We start from the raw sequence: 17,889 nt of genomic DNA, 5'->3' as shown, positions 1-17,889 counted from the left end.
CAGGAACATGATGAAGTGGGCGGCAAGGGGCATGATGGCCCTCGCCGCCGCCGTCACCCTGTTCGCGACCGCCCCCTCGCCCGCCCCGGCGTCCGAGGGCGAGAAGCCGGTCACCCGCGACTACAGCCTGGTGACGACACCGGCCGCGCCGCGCACCCAGTTCTGGGACGATCATGACGGCGTGCCCGGCGCCGACAGCAAGAATGCCGGCTGCGTGTCGTGCCACACCCAGAGCGATCGCAAGACGATGCACGCCTCCGAAGCGGTCGTGCTCGGCTGCGTCGACTGCCATGGCGGCAATGCGAAGGTGACCGGCGATCCCGCGCTCAAGCATGATGATCCGGCCTATGTCGCCGCGCGCGACCGGGCGCATGTGCTGCCGCGCTTCCCCGAGGGCTGGCACTGGCCGGCCTCGGCGAACCCGAAGCGCAGCTACACTTTGCTCAACAAGGAATCGCCCGAATATATCCGCTTCGTGAACCCGTCGGACTATCGGGTCGCACGGACCGCCTGCGGCGCCTGCCATATCGAGATCATCACTGCCGCCGAACGATCGCTGATGGCGACCGGCGCGATGCTGTGGGGCGGCGGCGCCTATAATAACGGCATCCTGCCGTACAAGAATTACAGCTTCGGCGAGGCCTATACCGCCAAGGGCGAGCCCGCGGTGATCAAGTCGCCGGGGGCTCCCGTCGGTACGGTGACCCCCGAGGAGAAGGCGCGCGGCGCGCTGCCGATCATGTATCCGCTGCCGACCTGGCACGTCATTCCGCCGGGCGACATCTTCCGCGTGTTCGAGCGCGGCGGCCGCATCATCGGCACCCAGTTCGCCGAAATCGGTCTGCCCAACCCGTCGGGCAATATCCAGCGGCTCGAGGAACCGGGCCGTCCCGACCTCAAACAGTCGAACCGTGGCCCCGGCACCGGCCTGCGCACCGCGATCCCGATCCTCAACATCCACAAGACCCGCCTCAACGATCCGTTCATGTGGTTCATGGGCACCAACGACCAGCCCGGCGACTATCGCAATTCGGGCTGCGCGGGCTGTCACGTCATCTATGCCAACGACCGCGAGCCCACCCATAGCCTGATCTACGCCAAATATGGCCGCGACGGTCAGACCGCGACCGTCGATCCGACGATCAAGGATCTGATGGAAGGCCGTGGCCATGGCGAAGGTCATGGCGAGGGCCACGATGCGGGCGCCGCCGGCGAGCATGGCGCGTCGACCGACCACCCTTCGGCCAAGGGTCATGAACCTGCCGAGGAAGGCCATGCCAAGGCGCTCTACGGCTATGGCGACACCCCGGCGCATCCGATCGGAGCGATGAAGGAAAAGGGCCACCCGATCGAGCACGCCTTCACCCGGGCGATCCCGACCGCGCAGTGCATGAACTGCCACATGCACCAGCCCAACATCTTCCTGAACAGCTATCTCGGCTACACGATGTGGGACTATGAGTCCGACGCGCCGCTGATGTGGCCCGAGAAGCAGAAATATCCGACCTCGGCAGAACGTCACGCGACCCTCGAGCGCAATCCGGAGGCGGCGTCGGCGATCGGCAAATGGTCCGACATCGACTTCCTGCGCCGCGTCTATGACGATGTGAACCCGAAGGCGAAGGACACCCAGTTCGCCGACTATCATGGCCATGGCTGGAATTTCCGGGCGATCTACAAGCGCGACCGCGAGGGCAACCTGCTCGACGGCGCCGGCAAGATCGTCGCCGCCGACGATCCCGAGAAATTCCATAAGGCCGGCACCCCCGAATTCGCCGAGGTCGGCACCCAGAAGGGCAAGGCGGTCCACATGATGGACATCCACGCCGAAAAGGGCCTGCAATGCGCCGACTGCCACTTCGCGCAGGACAGCCATGGCAACGGCCTGATCTATGGCGAGGTCGCCAATGCGATCGAGATCGGCTGCAAGGACTGCCACGGTACCCCCGACGCGCTGCCGACGCTGCTGACCTCGGGCCCGGCGGCGCCTCCGGGCGGCACCAATCTCGCGCTGCTGCGCAACCCCGACGGCAAGCGCCGCTTCGAATGGACGACCGATGCGCGCGGTGAACGGGTGCTGATCCAGCGCTCGCTGGTCGACCCCAAGCTCGAATGGAAGGTGTCGCTCGTCGCCGAGAGCGTCGATCGCGGCAGTGCCTATTTCAATCCGCTCGCCGCCCGCGCCAAGCTGATGGGCAAGACCGGTGCCGAGGACGGCGAGTTCGCCTGGGGTCCCGGGATCGCCAAGTCCGACCGTGCGCACAGCGACGACAATATGGCCTGTTTCACCTGCCATCTGTCGTGGACGACGTCGTGCGGCGGCTGCCATCTGCCCATCGAGGCGAACTGGAAGACCAGCAGCCACAAATATGACGGGCTCGAGAGCCGCAACTTCGCGACCTACAACCCGCAGGTGGCGCGCGACGACATGTACCAACTCGGCCGGCACCAGACGACCAAGGGCAATATCATCGCCCCGATCCGGTCGACCTCGGCCCTGGTCCTGTCGTCGACCAACATCAACCGCGAGCGCATCTACATCCAGCAGCCGCCGATCTCGGCCGCCGGCTATTCGAGCCAGGCTTTCGCGCCGCATTTCCCGCACACCGTGCGCAAGACCGAGACCAAGACCTGTTCGGATTGCCATTTGTCGGCGAACGACGACAACAACGCGATCATGGCGCAGCTCACCCTGGTCGGGACCAATTTCGTCAACTTCGTCGGCATGAACGCCTGGACCGGGCTGGAAAACGGCATCGAGGCGATCCGCGTCACCGAATGGAGCGAACCGCAGGCGGTGATCGGCTCCTATCTCCAGAAATATGCCTATCCCGACTATTACAAGGCGCATCAGGACCATGGCCGCGAACTGATCGAGTGGAAGCGCGGCGAGCGTTTCGGTCCGAAATTCTCGGGCGAGCCCGACTCGATCGAGGAATTCGCCAACACCACCCACCCGACCCCCGACGCGGCGCGCTGCGTCCAGTTGCGCGGCGAATATCTGTTCACAGCGCAAGGCAAGGGCGGGTTCGAGGTCTATGACGTCGCGTCGATCGCCAACAAGGGAACGTCGCAGCGGATCCTGACCGCGCCCTTCTCGCCGCTCGGCCACAACACCAAGGTGGCGAGCCGCAACGCGACCTGCATGGCGCTGCCGACCGACCAGGCGATCAGCACCCTGCGCAACGACCAGATCACGAAGTTCTACCCCGAAAATCAGGAGCAGAAGATGGCGGAGCTTTATCGCTACGCCTTCATCACCGACTCCGAGGAAGGGCTGATCGTCGTCAATGTCGAGACGATGGCCGATGGCGATCCGCGCAACAATTTCCTCAAGCGCGCCGTCACCTGGAACGAGGGCAATGTCCTCGCCGGCGCCCGCCACATCACGATCGGCGGCAACTATGCCTATATCGCCGCGAAATCGGGGCTGGTCGTGGTCGACATCAGCGACCCGCTCCATCCCAGGCTCGCCGCGAGCGTGCCGCTCACCGACATGCGCGCCTCGGCGCTGCAGTTCCGCTATCTGTGGGCGACGACCGCCGAAGGGTTGCAGCTGCTCGACATCTCGCATCTCGACAAGCCGCGGCTGATCCCGGGGGCGACCTTCCCGATCGCCAATGCCCAGCGCGTCTATCTGGCGCGCACTTATGCCTATGTCGCCGCCAAGGGCGACGGGTTGATGATCGTCGACATCAAGAAGCCCGAGAAGCCTGTCCTCTATCAGCGGGTGACCTTCGACGGGAAGCTCAACGATGCCGAGGACGTGATCGTCGGGACGACCAACGCCTCGCTGTTCGCCTATGTCGCCGACGGCCGCAACGGCCTGAAGGTGATCCAGCTGACCTCGCCCGCGAGCCAGCCCAATTTCTACGGCTTCTCGCCGGCGCCGATGCCCGAGCTGATCGCCTGGGCGAAGACCGCGTCACCGGCACTCGCCCTGTCGAAGGGCCTCGATCGCGACCGCGCGGTCGACGAGAGCGGCAACCAGATCGCGATCTTCGGTCGGATCGGTTCACGGCCGTTCCTGCGCAGCGAGATGGAGAAACTGTTCCTCAACTCGCGCGGCGTGCCGTGGAAGGTGAGCGATACGCCGAGCTTCGCCGACTGGGTGCCGGCACGCGGCAGCGGCGCGGCGACTGCCCGCCGGTAAAGCGACTTCGATCATTGATCAGCGGACTTAGCTCGCTTCTGGGGGGTTATTCGCGCTCTCGGAGATGTGACGCATCCCCGATCGATTTGCTCAGGCCCGCGGATGCGCATTCCGATAGACGTCGAGCAGATGCGCGGCATCGACACCGGTATAGACCTGGGTCGACGACAGGCTGGCATGGCCGAGCAGTTCCTGGAGCGAACGCAGGTCGGCACCGCGCCCGAGCAGATGGGTCGCGAAACTGTGCCGCAGCGCATGCGGGGTCGTGCGCTCGCCGAGACCCAGCCTGACCCGCGCCGCCCTGACCGCACGCCGGATCATGTCGGGCGCCAGCGGCCCGCCCCTCGCCCCGCGGAACAACGGTTGGTCGCGATCGGGCGGATAGGGGCATAAGGCCACATAGCGGTCGATCGCCTCGCACACCGGCCCGATCATCGGCACGATCCGGGTCTTGGCGCGCTTGCCGGTCACCATCATCGTATCGCCGATCGGCAGGATCGCGCCGGTCAATCCGACCGCCTCGCCGATGCGCAGGCCGGCGCCGTAGAGCAGCAGCAGCACCGCCTCGTCGCGCGCCGCGATCCAGGGTTCGGCGGCCGACTCGGCGGCATCCTCGGCGATCGCGGCGATGTCGGCGGGGGCGACCGGGCGCGGCACGCCCTTCTTGACCCGCGGACCCTTCATCTTGACCGGCTTGGCCGCACCGATCCGGTCGCTGACATAATCGAGAAAGCCGCGGACCGCCGACAGTTCGCGCGCCGCCGACGCATTGGCGAGCCCTTCGCCGCGCCGCTCGGCGAGATAACCGCGCAGGTCGCCGCGATCGATCCCGGCCAACAGCGCCGCATCGACCGATCCGCCGCGATGCCGGCCGACGAAACCGATCAGCCGGTGCGCGGTCGCGACATAGGCGCGGACGGTATGGTCGGACCGGCGCCGGTCGCGCCGCAGATGATCGCCCCATTCGGCCGCGACGAGGCGCGCCGGATGATCATCGAGATTTAAGGTAGCAGCCACCGCCCGATCATGCGCGAAAGCATCGCGCCGAGGAAGCCCAACAGTTCGGATCCGGCGCGGGTGTCGAAACCCTGCGGCCGGCGCTGGCCGAGCGCGAGCAGTCCGCCGGGAAGCGGCGCCTCGGCCGGCATGCGGACCAGCGCCTCGGCGCGGATCAGTTCGGAGGCCGGACCGAACAGCGGATGGCCGCGATCGACCCCGCGCATCACCACCCCCTCGATGCCCTCGATCGAGCGCTCGATGATCCGCGGTTCGACGAACTGGAGCCCCGACGCATCGGCGCGCAGCCCCTGGTCGCCGACGAACAACGCCACCGAGACCGCGTCGAGTCCGAGCAGGTCGGGCCATAGCTGGGTGACGATATGGATCAGATGATCGAGCCCGTCGGCGTCGGTCGCCGCCAGCACCGCCGAATGGATCGACGACACCGCGCCCGAATGGCCGCGGGCGAAGGCGATCAGATCCTGATTCGCCTCTTCCACCTCGGCCATGCGGCGGCGCAGCGATGCCATCGCCCCACCCTCGAAATCGATCACACTACCCATGGCCGCAGTCTATGCGACGATGGTTAACAGGCAATGGCGTTTTTCGTTGGGGCCAACAATGTTGGCCCGCCCTCAGACGCCGGGCGGCGGGCATCCGCCCGCCTTGGCTTCGCGCCAACAAGGCGCGGCGGCCGTTCGGCCTTGCGGACCCTTCGGGTCCGTTGATTGCGTTCCCTCTCTTTGTCTCGGTCAGACAGGGAGAGAGAAAGGTGGAACGGGACGCGCAGCGGCCCGCAAGGCCGAACGGCCGCCCGAGCTTATTGCGAGGAAGCGAAGGGAGGCGGATGCCGACCGCCCGGCGTCTGAGGGCGGCCGGCAAAGCCGGCCTACAAACAACCCAAAGCGTGCTCTCAGAGCACGCTTTGCCCGGTCTTCGCCCAATCGGCGAGGAAGCCGGCGATGCCCTTCTCGGTCAGCGGATGGTTGAACAGCATCTTGATGACCGACGGCGGCGCGGTCATCACGTCGGCGCCGATCTTGGCGGACTCGAGGACGTGGATCGGATGGCGCACGCTGGCGACCAGGATCTCGGTGCCGAAGTCGTAATTGTCGTAGATCTGGCGGATGTCGGCGATCAGGCCCATGCCGTCGAAGCCGATATCGTCATGGCGGCCGACGAAGGGCGAGATGAAGCTCGCGCCGGCCTTCGCCGCCAGCAGCGCCTGATTGGCCGAGAAGCACAGGGTAACGTTGACCATCGTGCCTTCGTCGGTCAGCGCCTTGCAGGTCTTGAGGCCGTCGATCGTCAGCGGCACCTTGACGCACACGTTCGACGCGATCTTCCGCAGGACGTCGGCTTCCTTCATCATCGTCGGATGATCGAGCGCGACCACCTCGGCCGAGACCGGGCCGGGCACGATCCCGCAAATCTCCTCGACGACCTCGAGGAACTTGCGGCCCGACTTGGCGATCAGCGACGGGTTGGTGGTGACGCCGTCGAGCAGGCCGGTCGAAGCGAGTTCGGCGATGTCCTTGGTGTCTGCGGTGTCGACGAAGAATTTCATGGGGATGTCCTCGAGGCTGTCGGAATTTGGCGCCGCTATAGTGGCTCGACCGCGGCGCGCCTAGCACCCTTGGCAAGATGACGAAGCACCGCACGGCGGCTTTGCATTAGCCGCCGCAGTCCCTAAGTCGGGGCCATGGCCCGCGCCCATGTGCTCCTCCTCAACCCGGCCCTGGGTCCGCTCGATTATCGCGCCGATCGCGAACATGCGATCGAGCCGGGCAGCATCGTGCTGGCGCCGCTCGGCCCGCGGCAGATGGTCGGGGTGGTCTGGGAGGAGGAGACGCTGCCATCGGCCGATCAGGTCGGCGACAACCGGCTGCGCCCGCTGATCAGCGTCTATGACGTGCCGCCGCTGGCGGCACCGCTGCGACGGCTGATCGAATGGACGTCGGACTATTATCTGGCGCCGCCCGCCGCGGTGCTGCGGATGGCGCTGCCCTCGTCGAGCGCGCTCGACGGCGCCCGCACCGTCACCGAATATCGGCTGACCGACACCCCGCCCGACCGAATGACCGCGCAGCGCGAGCAGGCGCTCGAACGGATCGGCCAGCGCCAGGGGCTGATCCGCGAACTCGCGACGATCGCCGACGTGTCCGAGGCGGTGATCCGCGGACTGGTCAAGACCGGCGCGATCGAGGCGGTCACGGTCTCGACCGACACGCCCTGGCCGATCCCCGATCCCGATTTCGCCGCCCCCGACCTTTCGGACGAACAGCAACTCGCCGGCGGAATGCTCGTCGATGCGGTCGCCGCGCACGCCTTCGCGCCGTTCCTGCTCGACGGGGTCACCGGATCGGGCAAGACCGAGGTCTATTTCGAGGCGATCGCCGAGGCACTGCGCCACGACCGCCAGACGCTGGTGCTGCTGCCCGAGATCGCGCTGACCGAACCCTTCCTCAAGCGCTTCGAGGCGCGCTTCGGCGAATTGCCGGTCGCCTGGCACAGCGAGTTGCGCCAGTCGCAGCGCCGCCGGGCGTGGCGCGCGATCGCCAGCGGCGAGGCGCGGGTGGTGGTCGGCGCGCGCTCGTCGCTGTTCCTGCCCTATCGCAATCTCGGGCTGATCATCGTCGACGAGGCGCATGAGACCAGCTTCAAGCAGGAGGAAGGCGTCCTCTACCATGCCCGCGACGTCGCGGTGATGCGCGCCAAGCTCGAATCGATCCCGATCGTCCTCGCCTCGGCCACCCCGGCGATCGAGACCCGGCACCAGGCGGCGATCGGCCGCTACACCGAACTCAAGCTGACCGCGCGCCATGGCGCCGCTGAAATGCCGGCGATCGAGGCGGTCGACCTGCTCGTCGATCGCCCGCCGCGCGGCCGTTGGATCGCCCCGGCGCTGGTCAAGGCGCTGACCGAGACGATCGAGCGCGGCGACCAGTCGCTGCTGTTCCTCAACCGGCGCGGCTATGCCCCGCTGACCTTGTGCCGGACCTGCGGCCACCGCTTCCAATGCCCGAACTGCACCGCCTGGATGGTCGAGCACCGCCTCGCCGCGCGACTCGAATGCCACCATTGCGGCCATATGATGCCGCCGCCGCGCGCCTGCCCCGAATGCCATGAGGAGGACGCACTGGTCGCCTGCGGCCCCGGGGTCGAGCGCATCGCCGATGAGGTGGCGGCGCTGTTTCCCGAGGCGAAGATCGCGCTCGCGACCTCGGACACGCTGTCGTCGCCGGCGCGCGCCGCCGAATTCGTCGAGCGGATGGAGGCCGGCGACATCGACATCGTCGTCGGCACCCAGTTGATCACCAAAGGCTATCATTTCCCCAACCTCACTTTGGTCGGGGTAATCGACGCCGATCTCGGCCTGTCGGGCGGCGACCTGCGCGCCGCCGAGCGCAGCTTCCAGCAGATCGCCCAGGTCGCGGGGCGCGCGGGGCGCGGCGAAAAGCCCGGCCGGGTGTTCGTCCAGACCTATTCCCCGGGCGCGCCGGTGATCCAGGCGCTGCTCTCGGGCGACGCGCAGAGCTTCTACGATGCCGAGACCGAGGCGCGCCGGGTCGCCGAGGCACCGCCGTTCGGGCGCTATGCCGGGATCATCATCTCGTCCGAAAAGCTCGACGACGCCGCCGCGACCGCGCGGCTGATCGGCCGCAGCGCACCGCGGATCGACGGCATGCATGTGTTCGGCCCCGCCCCTGCCCCGCTGGCGATGCTGCGCGGCCGGCATCGCCAGCGGCTGCTCGTCCATGCCCGCCGCTCGCTCGACGTCCAGTCGGTGATGCGCGAGTGGCTGGGCGGGCTCGACTGGCCGCGCAGCGTGCGGGTCGCAGTCGACGTCGACCCCTATTCTTTCCTCTGAACCTCCTGCAGCGACCGGAACCGCTTGAACTCGCTGCGGCCAAGTGCTGAAACCGGCCGATGATTTTGTCCGCGCGCCACGCCCGTCTGTTCCGCCATATCCTGATGGCGCTGGCCGGGATCGCCGCGTTGCTGATCCTCGCCGATCCCGCGCTCGCCTCGAACGCCGGCCCTGCCCAGACCCAGGCGCTCGACCGTGCGCTGACGACGATCTCGGGCAATGGACGCCCCTTGTCGCTGTCGCTGCAGATCCTGGTGCTGATGAGCCTGCTGACGGTGCTGCCGTCACTGGTGCTGATGATGACCAGCTTCACCCGGATCATCATCGTGCTGTCGCTGCTGCGCCAGGCGATCGGGCTGCAGCAGACCCCGCCCAATCAGGTGCTGGTCGGGTTGGCGCTGTTCCTGTCGATGTTCGTGATGCGGCCGTCGATCGAGCAGATCAACGCCAACGCGTTCAAACCCTATGGCGCCGGCCAGATCTCGATCGAGGAGGCGGTCACCCGGTCGGGGACCGTGCTCCACGGCTTCATGATCCGCCAGACCCGCCAGACCGATCTCAAGCTGTTCGCCGATCTCGCCAAGTCGCCGCCTTTCGCCCGGCCGTCGGACATTCCCTTCTCGATCCTGATGCCGGCCTTCGTCACCTCCGAGCTCAAGACCGCCTTCCAGATCGGCTTCCTGATCTTCCTGCCCTTCCTGATCATCGACCTGGTGGTGGCGTCGACATTGATGTCGCTCGGCATGATGATGCTGTCGCCGGCAATCATATCGATGCCTTTCAAGCTGTTACTGTTCGTTCTTGTCGACGGATGGGCACTGACGATGGGGTCGCTGGCGGCGAGTTTCGCCGGTGGATAGCGCCTCCCCCGACTTCTTCATCGGCATCGCCCAGCAGGCGATGTGGGTGCTTGCGCTGGCGACGGCTCCGATCCTGATCCCGGCGCTGGTCGCCGGCATCATCCTCGGCATGATCCAGGCCGCCACCTCGATCAACGAGCAGACCTTGAGCTTCGTCCCCAAGGTGATCGTCATCGGCGTGATCCTGGCGCTGTTCGGCAGCGCGATCCTGACGCTGCTCGCCGATTTCACCCGCGAGATGTTCGCGCGTATTCCCGATCTGATGCGATGATCCCGCAGGCCTTCGCCGGGGTCGAGACCCAGCTGTGGCTGTGGATGATCGCGATGATCCGTCCGGGCGCGGCGTTCCTGGCCGCGCCGGTGTTCGGCGCGCCGGCGGTCCCCATGCAGTTGCGGCTGGTGGTGGCGCTGGCGATCGGCATCCCGGCGCTGGCCTCGACCCCGTTCGTGCTGCCGGTGGACGGGGTGGTCTCGGTCACGGGCGTGATGCTGGTGATGGGCGAGGTGCTCGCCGGCCTCGCGATCGGCTTCGCGGTGCAGATCGGCTTCTCGTCGGCGCTGGTCGCCGGCGAGGTGATCAGCAATGCGATGGGGCTGGGCTTTGCCGGGATGATGGATCCGGCGACCGGGACGTCGAGCCCCGCGGTCAGCCAGTTCCTGTCGATCATGGCGACCTTCCTGTTCCTCGCGATCGGCGGCCATCTCCAGCTCGCGACGATCATCGTCGAAAGCTATCATGCGTTACCCCCCGGCCAGGCCTGGCTCGGCGCGAAGAGCCTGCAGGGGGTGGCACTGTTCGGCGCCGAGCTGTTCTCGGCGGGGCTGGCGATCGCGCTGCCGGTTGGCTTCGCGCTGATCCTGATCCAGTTGGTGATGGCGATGCTCGCGCGGTCGGCGCCGCAGATGAACATCTTCTCGGTGGGCCTGCCGGCAACGCTCCTCGCCGGATTGATCCTGCTGGCGATCGCGGCGCCGCAGATGGGCGACGGAATCACCGCCTCGATCGCCCGGGGACTTGCCACGGCCAGGGCGCTCGCGGTGGGCTGATGGTCAGCGATGCTGACCATCGTGCTTTCCCGCCGCACCAGCGACGGCTATAAGACACCATGGCCGAGGGTCCCGAGAGCGACGAAAAGACCGAAGCCCCTACCGCCAAGCGCAAGCAGGAAGCGGTCGAAAAGGGCGATGTCCTCCAGTCGCGCGAGCTCGGTACCGCGCTGGTGATGATCGCCGGCGCCGCCTGGATCGCGCTGGCGGGACCATGGCTGATCGGTGCGCTCAAGCAAATGCTCGCCAACGCCTTGTCGTTCGACGTCGGCGCGGTCGAGAATTTCGACCCGCTTTCCGCGATCCTGGCGATGGTGCTGCCGGTCGCGCTGCCGGTGGTGCTGCTGTTCGGCCTCACCCTCTTCGCCTCGATCGCCGCCCCCGCGGCGCTCGGTTCGCTCGGTTTCCGCTGGGAAGCGATCGGCTTCAAGCCGAACAAACTCGATCCGATCGCGGGATTCAAACGGATCCTCGGCATGCAGGGGCTGGTCGAGCTCGGCAAGGCGCTGCTCAAGGTGATCGCGATGGGCGCGGTCGGCTATTGGCTGCTCAAGGGGCAGATCGGCCAGATCGTCACCCTCGGCAACCAGGACCTGCGGGTCGCGCTCGGCAAGCTCGGCAGCGAATTCGTCTATGCGATCCTGATCATGACGCTGGCGCTGGCCGCGGTTGCGGGCGCCGACATTCCCGCGCAGATCTTCCAGCGATCGAAGCGGCTGCGCATGTCGAAGCAGGAGATCAAGGACGAGAGCAAGCAGACCGAGGGATCGCCCGAGCTCAAGGCGGCGATCCGTTCGCGCCAGATGCAGACCGCGCGCTCGTCGGCGCGCAAGGCGGTGCTCGAGGCGACGGTGGTGCTCACCAACCCGACCCATTTCGCGGTCGCGCTGCGCTATCGCCCCGGCTTCGATGTCGCACCGATCGTCGTCGCGCGGGGCCGCGGCGCCACCGCGCAGGCGATCCGCGAACTGGCGGTCGAGGAGAAGGTGCCGCTGCTCAACTATCCGCAGCTCACCCGCGCGATCTACTATACCAGCCGATCGGGCCAGATGATCCGCGACGACCTGTTCGTCGCGGTCGCCTCGATCCTCGCCTTCGTCTTCAACCTCGACCGCGCAATGGCCGAGGGCATCGTCCAGCCCGACATCAGCGTCCCCGAGGGCGCGCGGTTCGACGAGGATGGAAGAGCAGTTTGATTCATTGCAGATTACGGACCCGTAGGGTCCGCAAGGCCAAATGGCCGCCCGAGCTTATGCGAGGAAGCCCAGGGGCGCGGATGCGCCCCGCCCGGCGTTTGAGGGCCCAAATACAAACAGCTGTTAAACATGTATAAGGGTTTTCAGCCCTAAACCGCCCGTGCGGAATGCCGTTATCAGGCATGTCCAAGGGGTAATGTCATGGTCACGTCGGTCGGTTCAACGGTTCTTACGGCGCTCGGCGCGTCCAGCCTCGATACCGCGTCGCTGGTCGACCAGCTCGCGACCGCGGCCAACGCCACCAAGAGCGCGGCGCTGACCACCAAGGAAACCGCCAACACCGCCAAAATCTCCGACCTCGGCACCGCGATCAGCACGATGAGCAGCTTCTCGTCATCGCTGTCGTCGCTGATCTCGGGCGGCACCCTCTACACCCAGCCGACCAGTTCGAACACCGCACTGGTCAAGGTGTCGGCGTTGTCGGGCGCACGGCTATCGAGCCTGTCGGCGACGATGACGGTCGATCGCCTCGCCACCGCCCAGACGATGACCTCGGCCGGTCTCGCGGGCTCCTCGGCCCCGGTCGGCGAAGGCACGCTCGAACTCAAGGTCGGCGACCAGACCAAGACGATCACGATCGATTCGACCAACAACACGCTCGCCGGTCTCGCCAAGGCGATCAAGGATAGCGGCCTCAACGTCACCACCAGCCTGGTCGCCGACAGCAGCGGCACCCGGCTGGTCGTCAAGGGCGCGACCGGCGACGCCAATGCCTTCTCGCTCAAGATGACCAGCGGCGACGCCTCGGGCATCGGCCGCTTCGCTTATGACCCCGCCAGCTACGACGCCAACAACGTCACCGGGCTCGAACTCAAGCAGTCGGCCCAGGATGCGCAGCTTACGGTCGACGGCGTGTCGATCAGCAAGGCGAGCAACAGCTTCTCGGACGTGATCGAAGGCGTGAAGATCGACCTGCAGGGCGCCGCCCCCGGCCAGACGATCTCGATCGGCGCCAGCCAGCCCAAGGATGCGATCACCCAGGCGGTCAATGATTTCGTCGCCGCCTATAACGAGATGAAGACGACGCTGAGCGGCTTCATGGGCACCAGCGGCAGCCTGAAGAGCGACTCGGGCATGCGCGACCTGATGCGCAAGATGGCCCAGCTCACCACGACCCCGCTGACCTATGTCACCGATGGCAGCCCGACCACGCTGGCCGAGATCGGCGTGTCGACCAACCGCGACGGCAGCCTGTCGGTCGACGCGTCGCGGTTGTCCACGATCATGAGCGCCAACCCCGACGCGGTCGAGGCGATGTTCAACCCCGGCCAGCGATCGAGCAGCCCGCTGATCCAGGTGACCAGCGCGATCGGCAAGACCAAGGGCGGCGTCTATACCATCACCGACGTCACCGCCGCGACCGGCACCACCACCGCGGCGGGCAAGATCGACGGCGTCTCGGCCCTACCCTCGGGCACCGACAGCCTCCAGGCGTCGTTCTTCGCCGCTGCGGCCGGGCTGACCTTCAAGCCGCTCGGCAGCGTGTCGAGCGCGACGATCACGATCGACACCGGCCTGCAGGGCGCGTTCGACGCGATCAAGACCGCGCTGACCTCGAGCACCGGCGCGCTCACCTCGACCCAGAACAGCCTGGCGACCGAGAAAAAGTCGATCGCCGACGAAAAGCAGAAGCTCGCCGACAAGGACACGGCGTATCGTGACAAGCTGACCACGCAATATACCAAGCTGCAGACCGCGCTCAGGTCCTATTCGTCGACCTCGAGCTATCTGACCCAGCAGATCACGCTGTGGCAGAACCAGAACAACTGATCCCAGACCGCCCCTCGAAATACCCCATCATCGACGCAATAGACCCAGCGAAAGGTCCACCTGATGTTTCTCTCCTCCGGCTATCCCGGCGGCGCCAAGGCCCGTTACCAGACCGTCGACATCGATTCGATCGTCGAGGGGGCGTCGCCGCACCGGCTGATCGCGATCCTGTTCGACGAACTGCTCAAGGCGATCGACATCATGCAGGCGGCGATGCGCGCGGGCAACCGCGCCAAGATGATCGACAAGCAGGCGCGCGCGTCGAACATTCTGATCGCGCTCGAAACCAGCCTCGACTTCCGCAACGGCGGCGAACTGGCGGTCAATCTGGTCCATGTCTATCGCGAGACCCGCCGGCTGGTGCAGCTCGGCGGCCGCACCGTCGACCCCGCCCCCGTGGCGGAAGCGCGCAGCATCATCTCCGAGATTTCCGGCGCCTGGGAACAGATCGGTTAACGGATCCAGCGCCTGGAAATTCCCGTGAAATAACTGAAAGCGGGACCGGATTAACCATGAAGCTTCACCGGCCCTTTACCGGCCGCCGGCAAGATGGAACCGAAGGCAGGAGGACGATATGGCCGCGGTGAAGCAGAATATCCGGGACGGTGGCACGCTGGTGGCAATGCCGGTGCCGAGTCCGTCGGTCGCACCGCTGGTCCGCGCGGCCGATGCCGATGCGGTCGCGATCCCCTCGCCCGCGCGCGTCCTGCAGGAACGGCTCCACCAGCGCTCGATCGAACTCGATCTTCCGAACCATCATCATGGCCGCAGTTCGCAGCGCGATCTCGGCGCCTTCATCCTCGGCGCCACCCTGTTATGGGGTGCGACGCTCGGCGGGATCTACGGACTGCTCTGCATCGCCAGCTGAGGGCTCGCGCTTCGCACCGTCGAGCAGCGCCTCGCGCTTGGCGCGCTCGGTCCGGTCGCGCAGCTTCTCCGCCTTGGTGCGGCCATGCAGCGCACGATTGACGGCCGCACTCGCCTGCGCCGCCGCCTTCGCTTTCGCCTTACGGGCCTTGTTGAGGTTGATCGGTTCGGCCATCCCGATATCCTGCCACAAGCCCGGGCGTGACGCATCCCCACCGATCGGTTAAGGGGCGGCGATGAACGATCTATCCGTCGCAGCCTGGGTGAAGCAGGCGCTGGGCCATGCCCCGCGCGATCCTGCGCTCTTCCAGCGCGCGCTCACCCATCCAAGCTATGGCCCGGTCCATTATGAACGGCTCGAATTTCTCGGCGACCGCGTGCTCGGCGTGGTCGCCGCCGACTGGGTCTACGAACTCTATGGCGACGAGCCCGAAGGCAAATTGTCGCGCCGGCTGAACGTCATCGTCAGCCGCGAGGTCTGCGCCGAAATCGCGCGCGAGATCGGGGTCGCCACCCATATGCGGCTCGGCAAGCAGGCGCGCGACGACGGTGCGGTCCATAGCGACAATGTGCTGGGCGACGTCGTCGAGGCGCTGATCGGCGCGCTGTTCCTCGAAGGCGGGCTCGACGCCGCGCGCGACTTCATCCGCCGCGCCTGGGCCGACAAGGTCACCGGCCAGGGCGCCGCCCCGCGCCATCCCAAATCGCATCTGCAGGAATGGGCGGCGGCGCATGGCTGTCGCCCACCCGTCTACACCACCGCGGCCCGCACCGGTCCGCACCACGCCCCCCGCTTCACCATTTCGGTCGAAATCCCCGGCCGCGCCCAGGCGACCGCCGAGGGCGCATCGAAGCAGGAAGCCGAAACCGCCGCCGCCAAGGCGCTGCTGGAGAAATTGTCTTGACCGAAAAATGTGGCTTCGTCGCCGTCGTCGGCGCGCCCAACGCCGGAAAATCCACCCTCGTCAACGCATTGGTCGGCCAGAAGGTCGCGATCGTCAGCCCCAAGGCGCAGACCACCCGCACCCGGCTGATCGGCGTCGCGATCGAGGAAGAGGCCGAAATCCTGCTGGTCGACACCCCCGGCATCTTCGCCCCGCGCCGCCGGCTCGACCGGGCGATGGTCGCCGCCGCCTGGGGCGGCGCGCAGGATGCCGATCTGATCGCGTTCGTGGTCGATGCGAAGACGGGGATCAGCAAGAAGATCGAGGCGCTGATCGAAACCCTCGCCCAGCGCCGCGAGCCCAAGGTGGTGATCCTCAACAAGGTCGACATCACCGCCAAGGACAATCTGCTGCTGCTCGCGACCCGGCTGCAGGAGGCGCTCGCCCCCGACGAGATCTTCATGATCTCGGCGAGCACCGGCGATGGCGTCGCCGGCCTCAAGAAGGCGCTCGCCGCGCGCATGCCCGAGGGCCCGTGGCACTTTCCCGACGACCAGGTCTCCGACGCGACCGATCGCATGGCCGCCGCCGAGATCACCCGCGAGCAGCTCTATCTCCAGCTCCACGCCGAGCTGCCTTATGCGAGCGCGGTCGAGACCGAGAAATATGAGGAGCGCAAGGACGGATCGGTCGCGATCCACCAGCAGATCCTCGTCGCCCGCGACACCCAGAAGGCGATCGTGCTCGGCAAGCGCGGCGCGCGGCTGAAGGAGATCGGCACCAAAGCCCGCGAGGAGATCGGCACCCATCTCGGCCGCAAGGTCCACCTCTTCCTCCACGTCAAAGTGGCGGAAAAGTGGGAAGAGGATCGGGGTCTATACCGCGAGATCGGCCTCGACTGGGTCGAGTGACAGCATTCGGTCATGCCGGGCTGCAAATCGCGCCGTCCTTCGCTTCCGGTGCTCACGTACTTGAAGTACGCTGCGCTCCGGGTCTCGGACGACACCATTTTCGCCGCGGCCTGACGCGAATGTCGACGGCGGTCAGAGGGAGAGCATCTCCTCGACCCAGGCGGGGACCAGTTCGCTCGCCGGCCCGAGCCGACTCTCCTCGAACAAATAGCTGCCCTGCGAGCTTTCGAGATTGAGTTCGAGCGTCCGCGCGCCATAGCCGCGCGCGGCCTGAACGAAGCCCGCCGCCGGATAGACCGCGCCTGAGGTGCCGATCGACACGAACAGATCGGCGCCGGCGATCGCCTCCTCGATCATCTCCAGCCCGTACGGCATCTCGCCGAAGAAGACGATATCGGGCCGCAGCGCGCCTTCGGTACCGCAGTTCGGGCATTCGGGCCCGTCGATAAGCGGCCCTTCCCACAAGGTCCGCACCCCGCACGCCTCGCACAGCGCCGATTTCAGTTCGCCATGCATGTGCAGCATCCGCGACGCCCCGCCACGCTCGTGGAGATCGTCGACATTCTGGGTGACGATCAACAGCTTGCCTGGCCACTCGGCATCGAGCCGCGCGAGCGCCAGATGCGCGGCGTTGGGCGCCACCGTCGCCAAGGCGGCACGGCGCGCGTCGTAGAAAGTCTGCACCAGCGTCCGGTCGCGGGCGAGCGCCTCGGGGGTGCAGATATCCTCCACCCGGTGATTATTCCATAGTCCGTCGGAGGCGCGGAAGGTCTCCAAACCGCTCTCTGCGGATATGCCTGCGCCAGTGAGAATGACGATATTTCGGAGCTTAGCCATGCCCCTGATGAGACATCAATGTCATGATGGCGACAAGCCGATTTCGAAACACGATAGATGGAAAACGGCGCACACCATGCGGGAGGCTTTCTCGATGTCGATAACGGACAAGGACCTGAATGAAATCGAACAGCGCCACCGCCTTGCCACATCGGGACCCTGGGAATCGTTCATCGAGGGACGCGACCACATATCCGGGGACAGTTTCATAAGAACGGGTGGCGAAGACATCCATCTGAGCGGTGCGACCCAGGCAGACCAGGACTTCATCGCGGCCGCTCATCGCGATATTCCTGCACTCATTGCCGAAATACGTCATTTGCGATCCTGAACGCCTCCACCCCGGCGTGCAATCCTGCGCACTTGCTCGACCCGATGCCCCCCCCCCCAGAGGCCGCCGGGGCCGCGAGGGGTCGACAGACCTCTCCCGGCCG

Annotated in this window: 17 protein-coding genes; 11 read left to right on the top strand and 6 right to left on the bottom strand. The window is 66.5% G+C overall.

Features of this window, described 5'->3' with window-relative positions; translation table 11 throughout:
• Window positions 1-34: 34 nt before the first annotated feature.
• The gene (locus tag AC1RM6_RS06190; RefSeq protein ID WP_493099558.1) at window positions 35-4,153 is read left to right on the top strand and encodes an LVIVD repeat-containing protein; all 4,119 of its coding nucleotides are present in this window, start codon (window positions 35-37) and stop codon (window positions 4,151-4,153) included.
• 90 nt (window positions 4,154-4,243) lie between these two features.
• Here AC1RM6_RS06190 and AC1RM6_RS06185 read toward each other — a convergent pair whose 3' ends face one another.
• The 3 genes from AC1RM6_RS06185 to fsa all read right to left on the bottom strand — a co-directional run bounded on the left by AC1RM6_RS06185 (window position 4,244) and on the right by fsa (window position 6,719).
• Entirely contained in the window at window positions 4,244-5,170 is a 927-nt protein-coding gene (locus tag AC1RM6_RS06185) for a tyrosine recombinase XerC (protein ID WP_493099118.1), read from the bottom strand.
• Window positions 5,155-5,715, bottom strand: coding sequence for a DUF484 family protein (locus tag AC1RM6_RS06180; protein ID WP_493099116.1), 561 nt, complete (start codon window positions 5,713-5,715; stop codon window positions 5,155-5,157). Before AC1RM6_RS06180 ends, AC1RM6_RS06185 begins: the two co-directional genes overlap by 16 nt.
• A 350-nt stretch (window positions 5,716-6,065) precedes the next feature.
• Window positions 6,066-6,719 (bottom strand): fructose-6-phosphate aldolase, encoded by a 654-nt coding sequence (gene fsa / locus AC1RM6_RS06175; protein WP_493099114.1) that lies wholly within the window; start codon window positions 6,717-6,719, stop codon window positions 6,066-6,068.
• A gap of 135 nt (window positions 6,720-6,854) precedes the next feature.
• Here fsa and AC1RM6_RS06170 point away from each other — a divergent pair, with 135 nt between their 5' ends.
• From AC1RM6_RS06170 to AC1RM6_RS06135, 8 genes are all read left to right on the top strand, one after another.
• The gene (locus AC1RM6_RS06170; RefSeq protein WP_493099112.1) at window positions 6,855-9,023 is read left to right on the top strand and encodes a primosomal protein N'; all 2,169 of its coding nucleotides are present in this window, start codon (window positions 6,855-6,857) and stop codon (window positions 9,021-9,023) included.
• 104 nt (window positions 9,024-9,127) lie between these two features.
• Window positions 9,128-9,883, top strand: a complete 756-nt coding sequence (fliP, locus tag AC1RM6_RS06165; RefSeq protein ID WP_493099556.1) for a flagellar type III secretion system pore protein FliP — start codon at window positions 9,128-9,130, stop codon at window positions 9,881-9,883.
• Window positions 9,876-10,154 (top strand): flagellar biosynthesis protein FliQ, encoded by a 279-nt coding sequence (gene fliQ / locus AC1RM6_RS06160; protein ID WP_493099110.1) that lies wholly within the window; start codon window positions 9,876-9,878, stop codon window positions 10,152-10,154. The genes fliP and fliQ overlap by 8 nt, the downstream gene beginning before the upstream one ends.
• A complete protein-coding gene (gene fliR / locus AC1RM6_RS06155; protein ID WP_493099108.1) occupies window positions 10,151-10,930 on the top strand; it encodes a flagellar biosynthetic protein FliR in 780 nt (259 codons plus the stop codon). Before fliQ ends, fliR begins: the two co-directional genes overlap by 4 nt.
• Window positions 10,931-10,989: 59 nt before the next feature.
• Window positions 10,990-12,126, top strand: a complete 1,137-nt coding sequence (flhB, locus tag AC1RM6_RS06150) for a flagellar type III secretion system protein FlhB (protein ID WP_493099106.1) — start codon at window positions 10,990-10,992, stop codon at window positions 12,124-12,126.
• 201 nt (window positions 12,127-12,327) lie between these two features.
• Window positions 12,328-13,956 (top strand): flagellar filament capping protein FliD, encoded by a 1,629-nt coding sequence (gene fliD, locus AC1RM6_RS06145; RefSeq protein WP_493099104.1) that lies wholly within the window; start codon window positions 12,328-12,330, stop codon window positions 13,954-13,956.
• A gap of 63 nt (window positions 13,957-14,019) precedes the next feature.
• Window positions 14,020-14,412 carry a flagellar export chaperone FliS gene (locus tag AC1RM6_RS06140; protein ID WP_493099102.1) on the top strand — a complete coding sequence of 131 codons (393 nt, stop codon included), beginning with the start codon at window positions 14,020-14,022 and terminating at the stop codon, window positions 14,410-14,412.
• A 118-nt stretch (window positions 14,413-14,530) separates the two neighbouring features.
• Window positions 14,531-14,824: a hypothetical protein gene (locus AC1RM6_RS06135; RefSeq protein ID WP_493099100.1), complete on the top strand. Its 294-nt coding sequence runs from the start codon at window positions 14,531-14,533 to the stop codon at window positions 14,822-14,824.
• On the opposite strand, the gene AC1RM6_RS06130 is transcribed toward AC1RM6_RS06135, so the two are convergent.
• Entirely contained in the window at window positions 14,771-14,998 is a 228-nt protein-coding gene (locus AC1RM6_RS06130) for a DUF4169 family protein (protein ID WP_493099098.1), read from the bottom strand. The genes AC1RM6_RS06135 and AC1RM6_RS06130 overlap by 54 nt on opposite strands.
• Window positions 14,999-15,059: 61 nt before the next feature.
• Here AC1RM6_RS06130 and rnc point away from each other — a divergent pair, with 61 nt between their 5' ends.
• A complete protein-coding gene (gene rnc, locus AC1RM6_RS06125; RefSeq protein ID WP_493099096.1) occupies window positions 15,060-15,728 on the top strand; it encodes a ribonuclease III in 669 nt (222 codons plus the stop codon).
• A complete protein-coding gene (gene era / locus AC1RM6_RS06120; RefSeq protein WP_493099094.1) occupies window positions 15,725-16,618 on the top strand; it encodes a GTPase Era in 894 nt (297 codons plus the stop codon). The genes rnc and era overlap by 4 nt, the downstream gene beginning before the upstream one ends.
• A 132-nt stretch (window positions 16,619-16,750) precedes the next feature.
• On the opposite strand, the gene AC1RM6_RS06115 is transcribed toward era, so the two are convergent.
• A complete protein-coding gene (locus AC1RM6_RS06115) occupies window positions 16,751-17,455 on the bottom strand; it encodes an NAD-dependent deacylase (protein WP_493099092.1) in 705 nt (234 codons plus the stop codon).
• Window positions 17,448-17,774 carry a hypothetical protein gene (locus AC1RM6_RS06110; RefSeq protein ID WP_493099088.1) on the bottom strand — a complete coding sequence of 109 codons (327 nt, stop codon included), beginning with the start codon at window positions 17,772-17,774 and terminating at the stop codon, window positions 17,448-17,450. Before AC1RM6_RS06110 ends, AC1RM6_RS06115 begins: the two co-directional genes overlap by 8 nt.
• Window positions 17,775-17,889 lie beyond the last annotated feature (115 nt).

Source organism: Rhizorhabdus sp. GW822-FHT03C02 (assembly GCF_058801765.1).
Note: the sequence above shows the minus strand (reverse complement) of the source record. Positions and strands in the feature narration are given on the sequence as shown.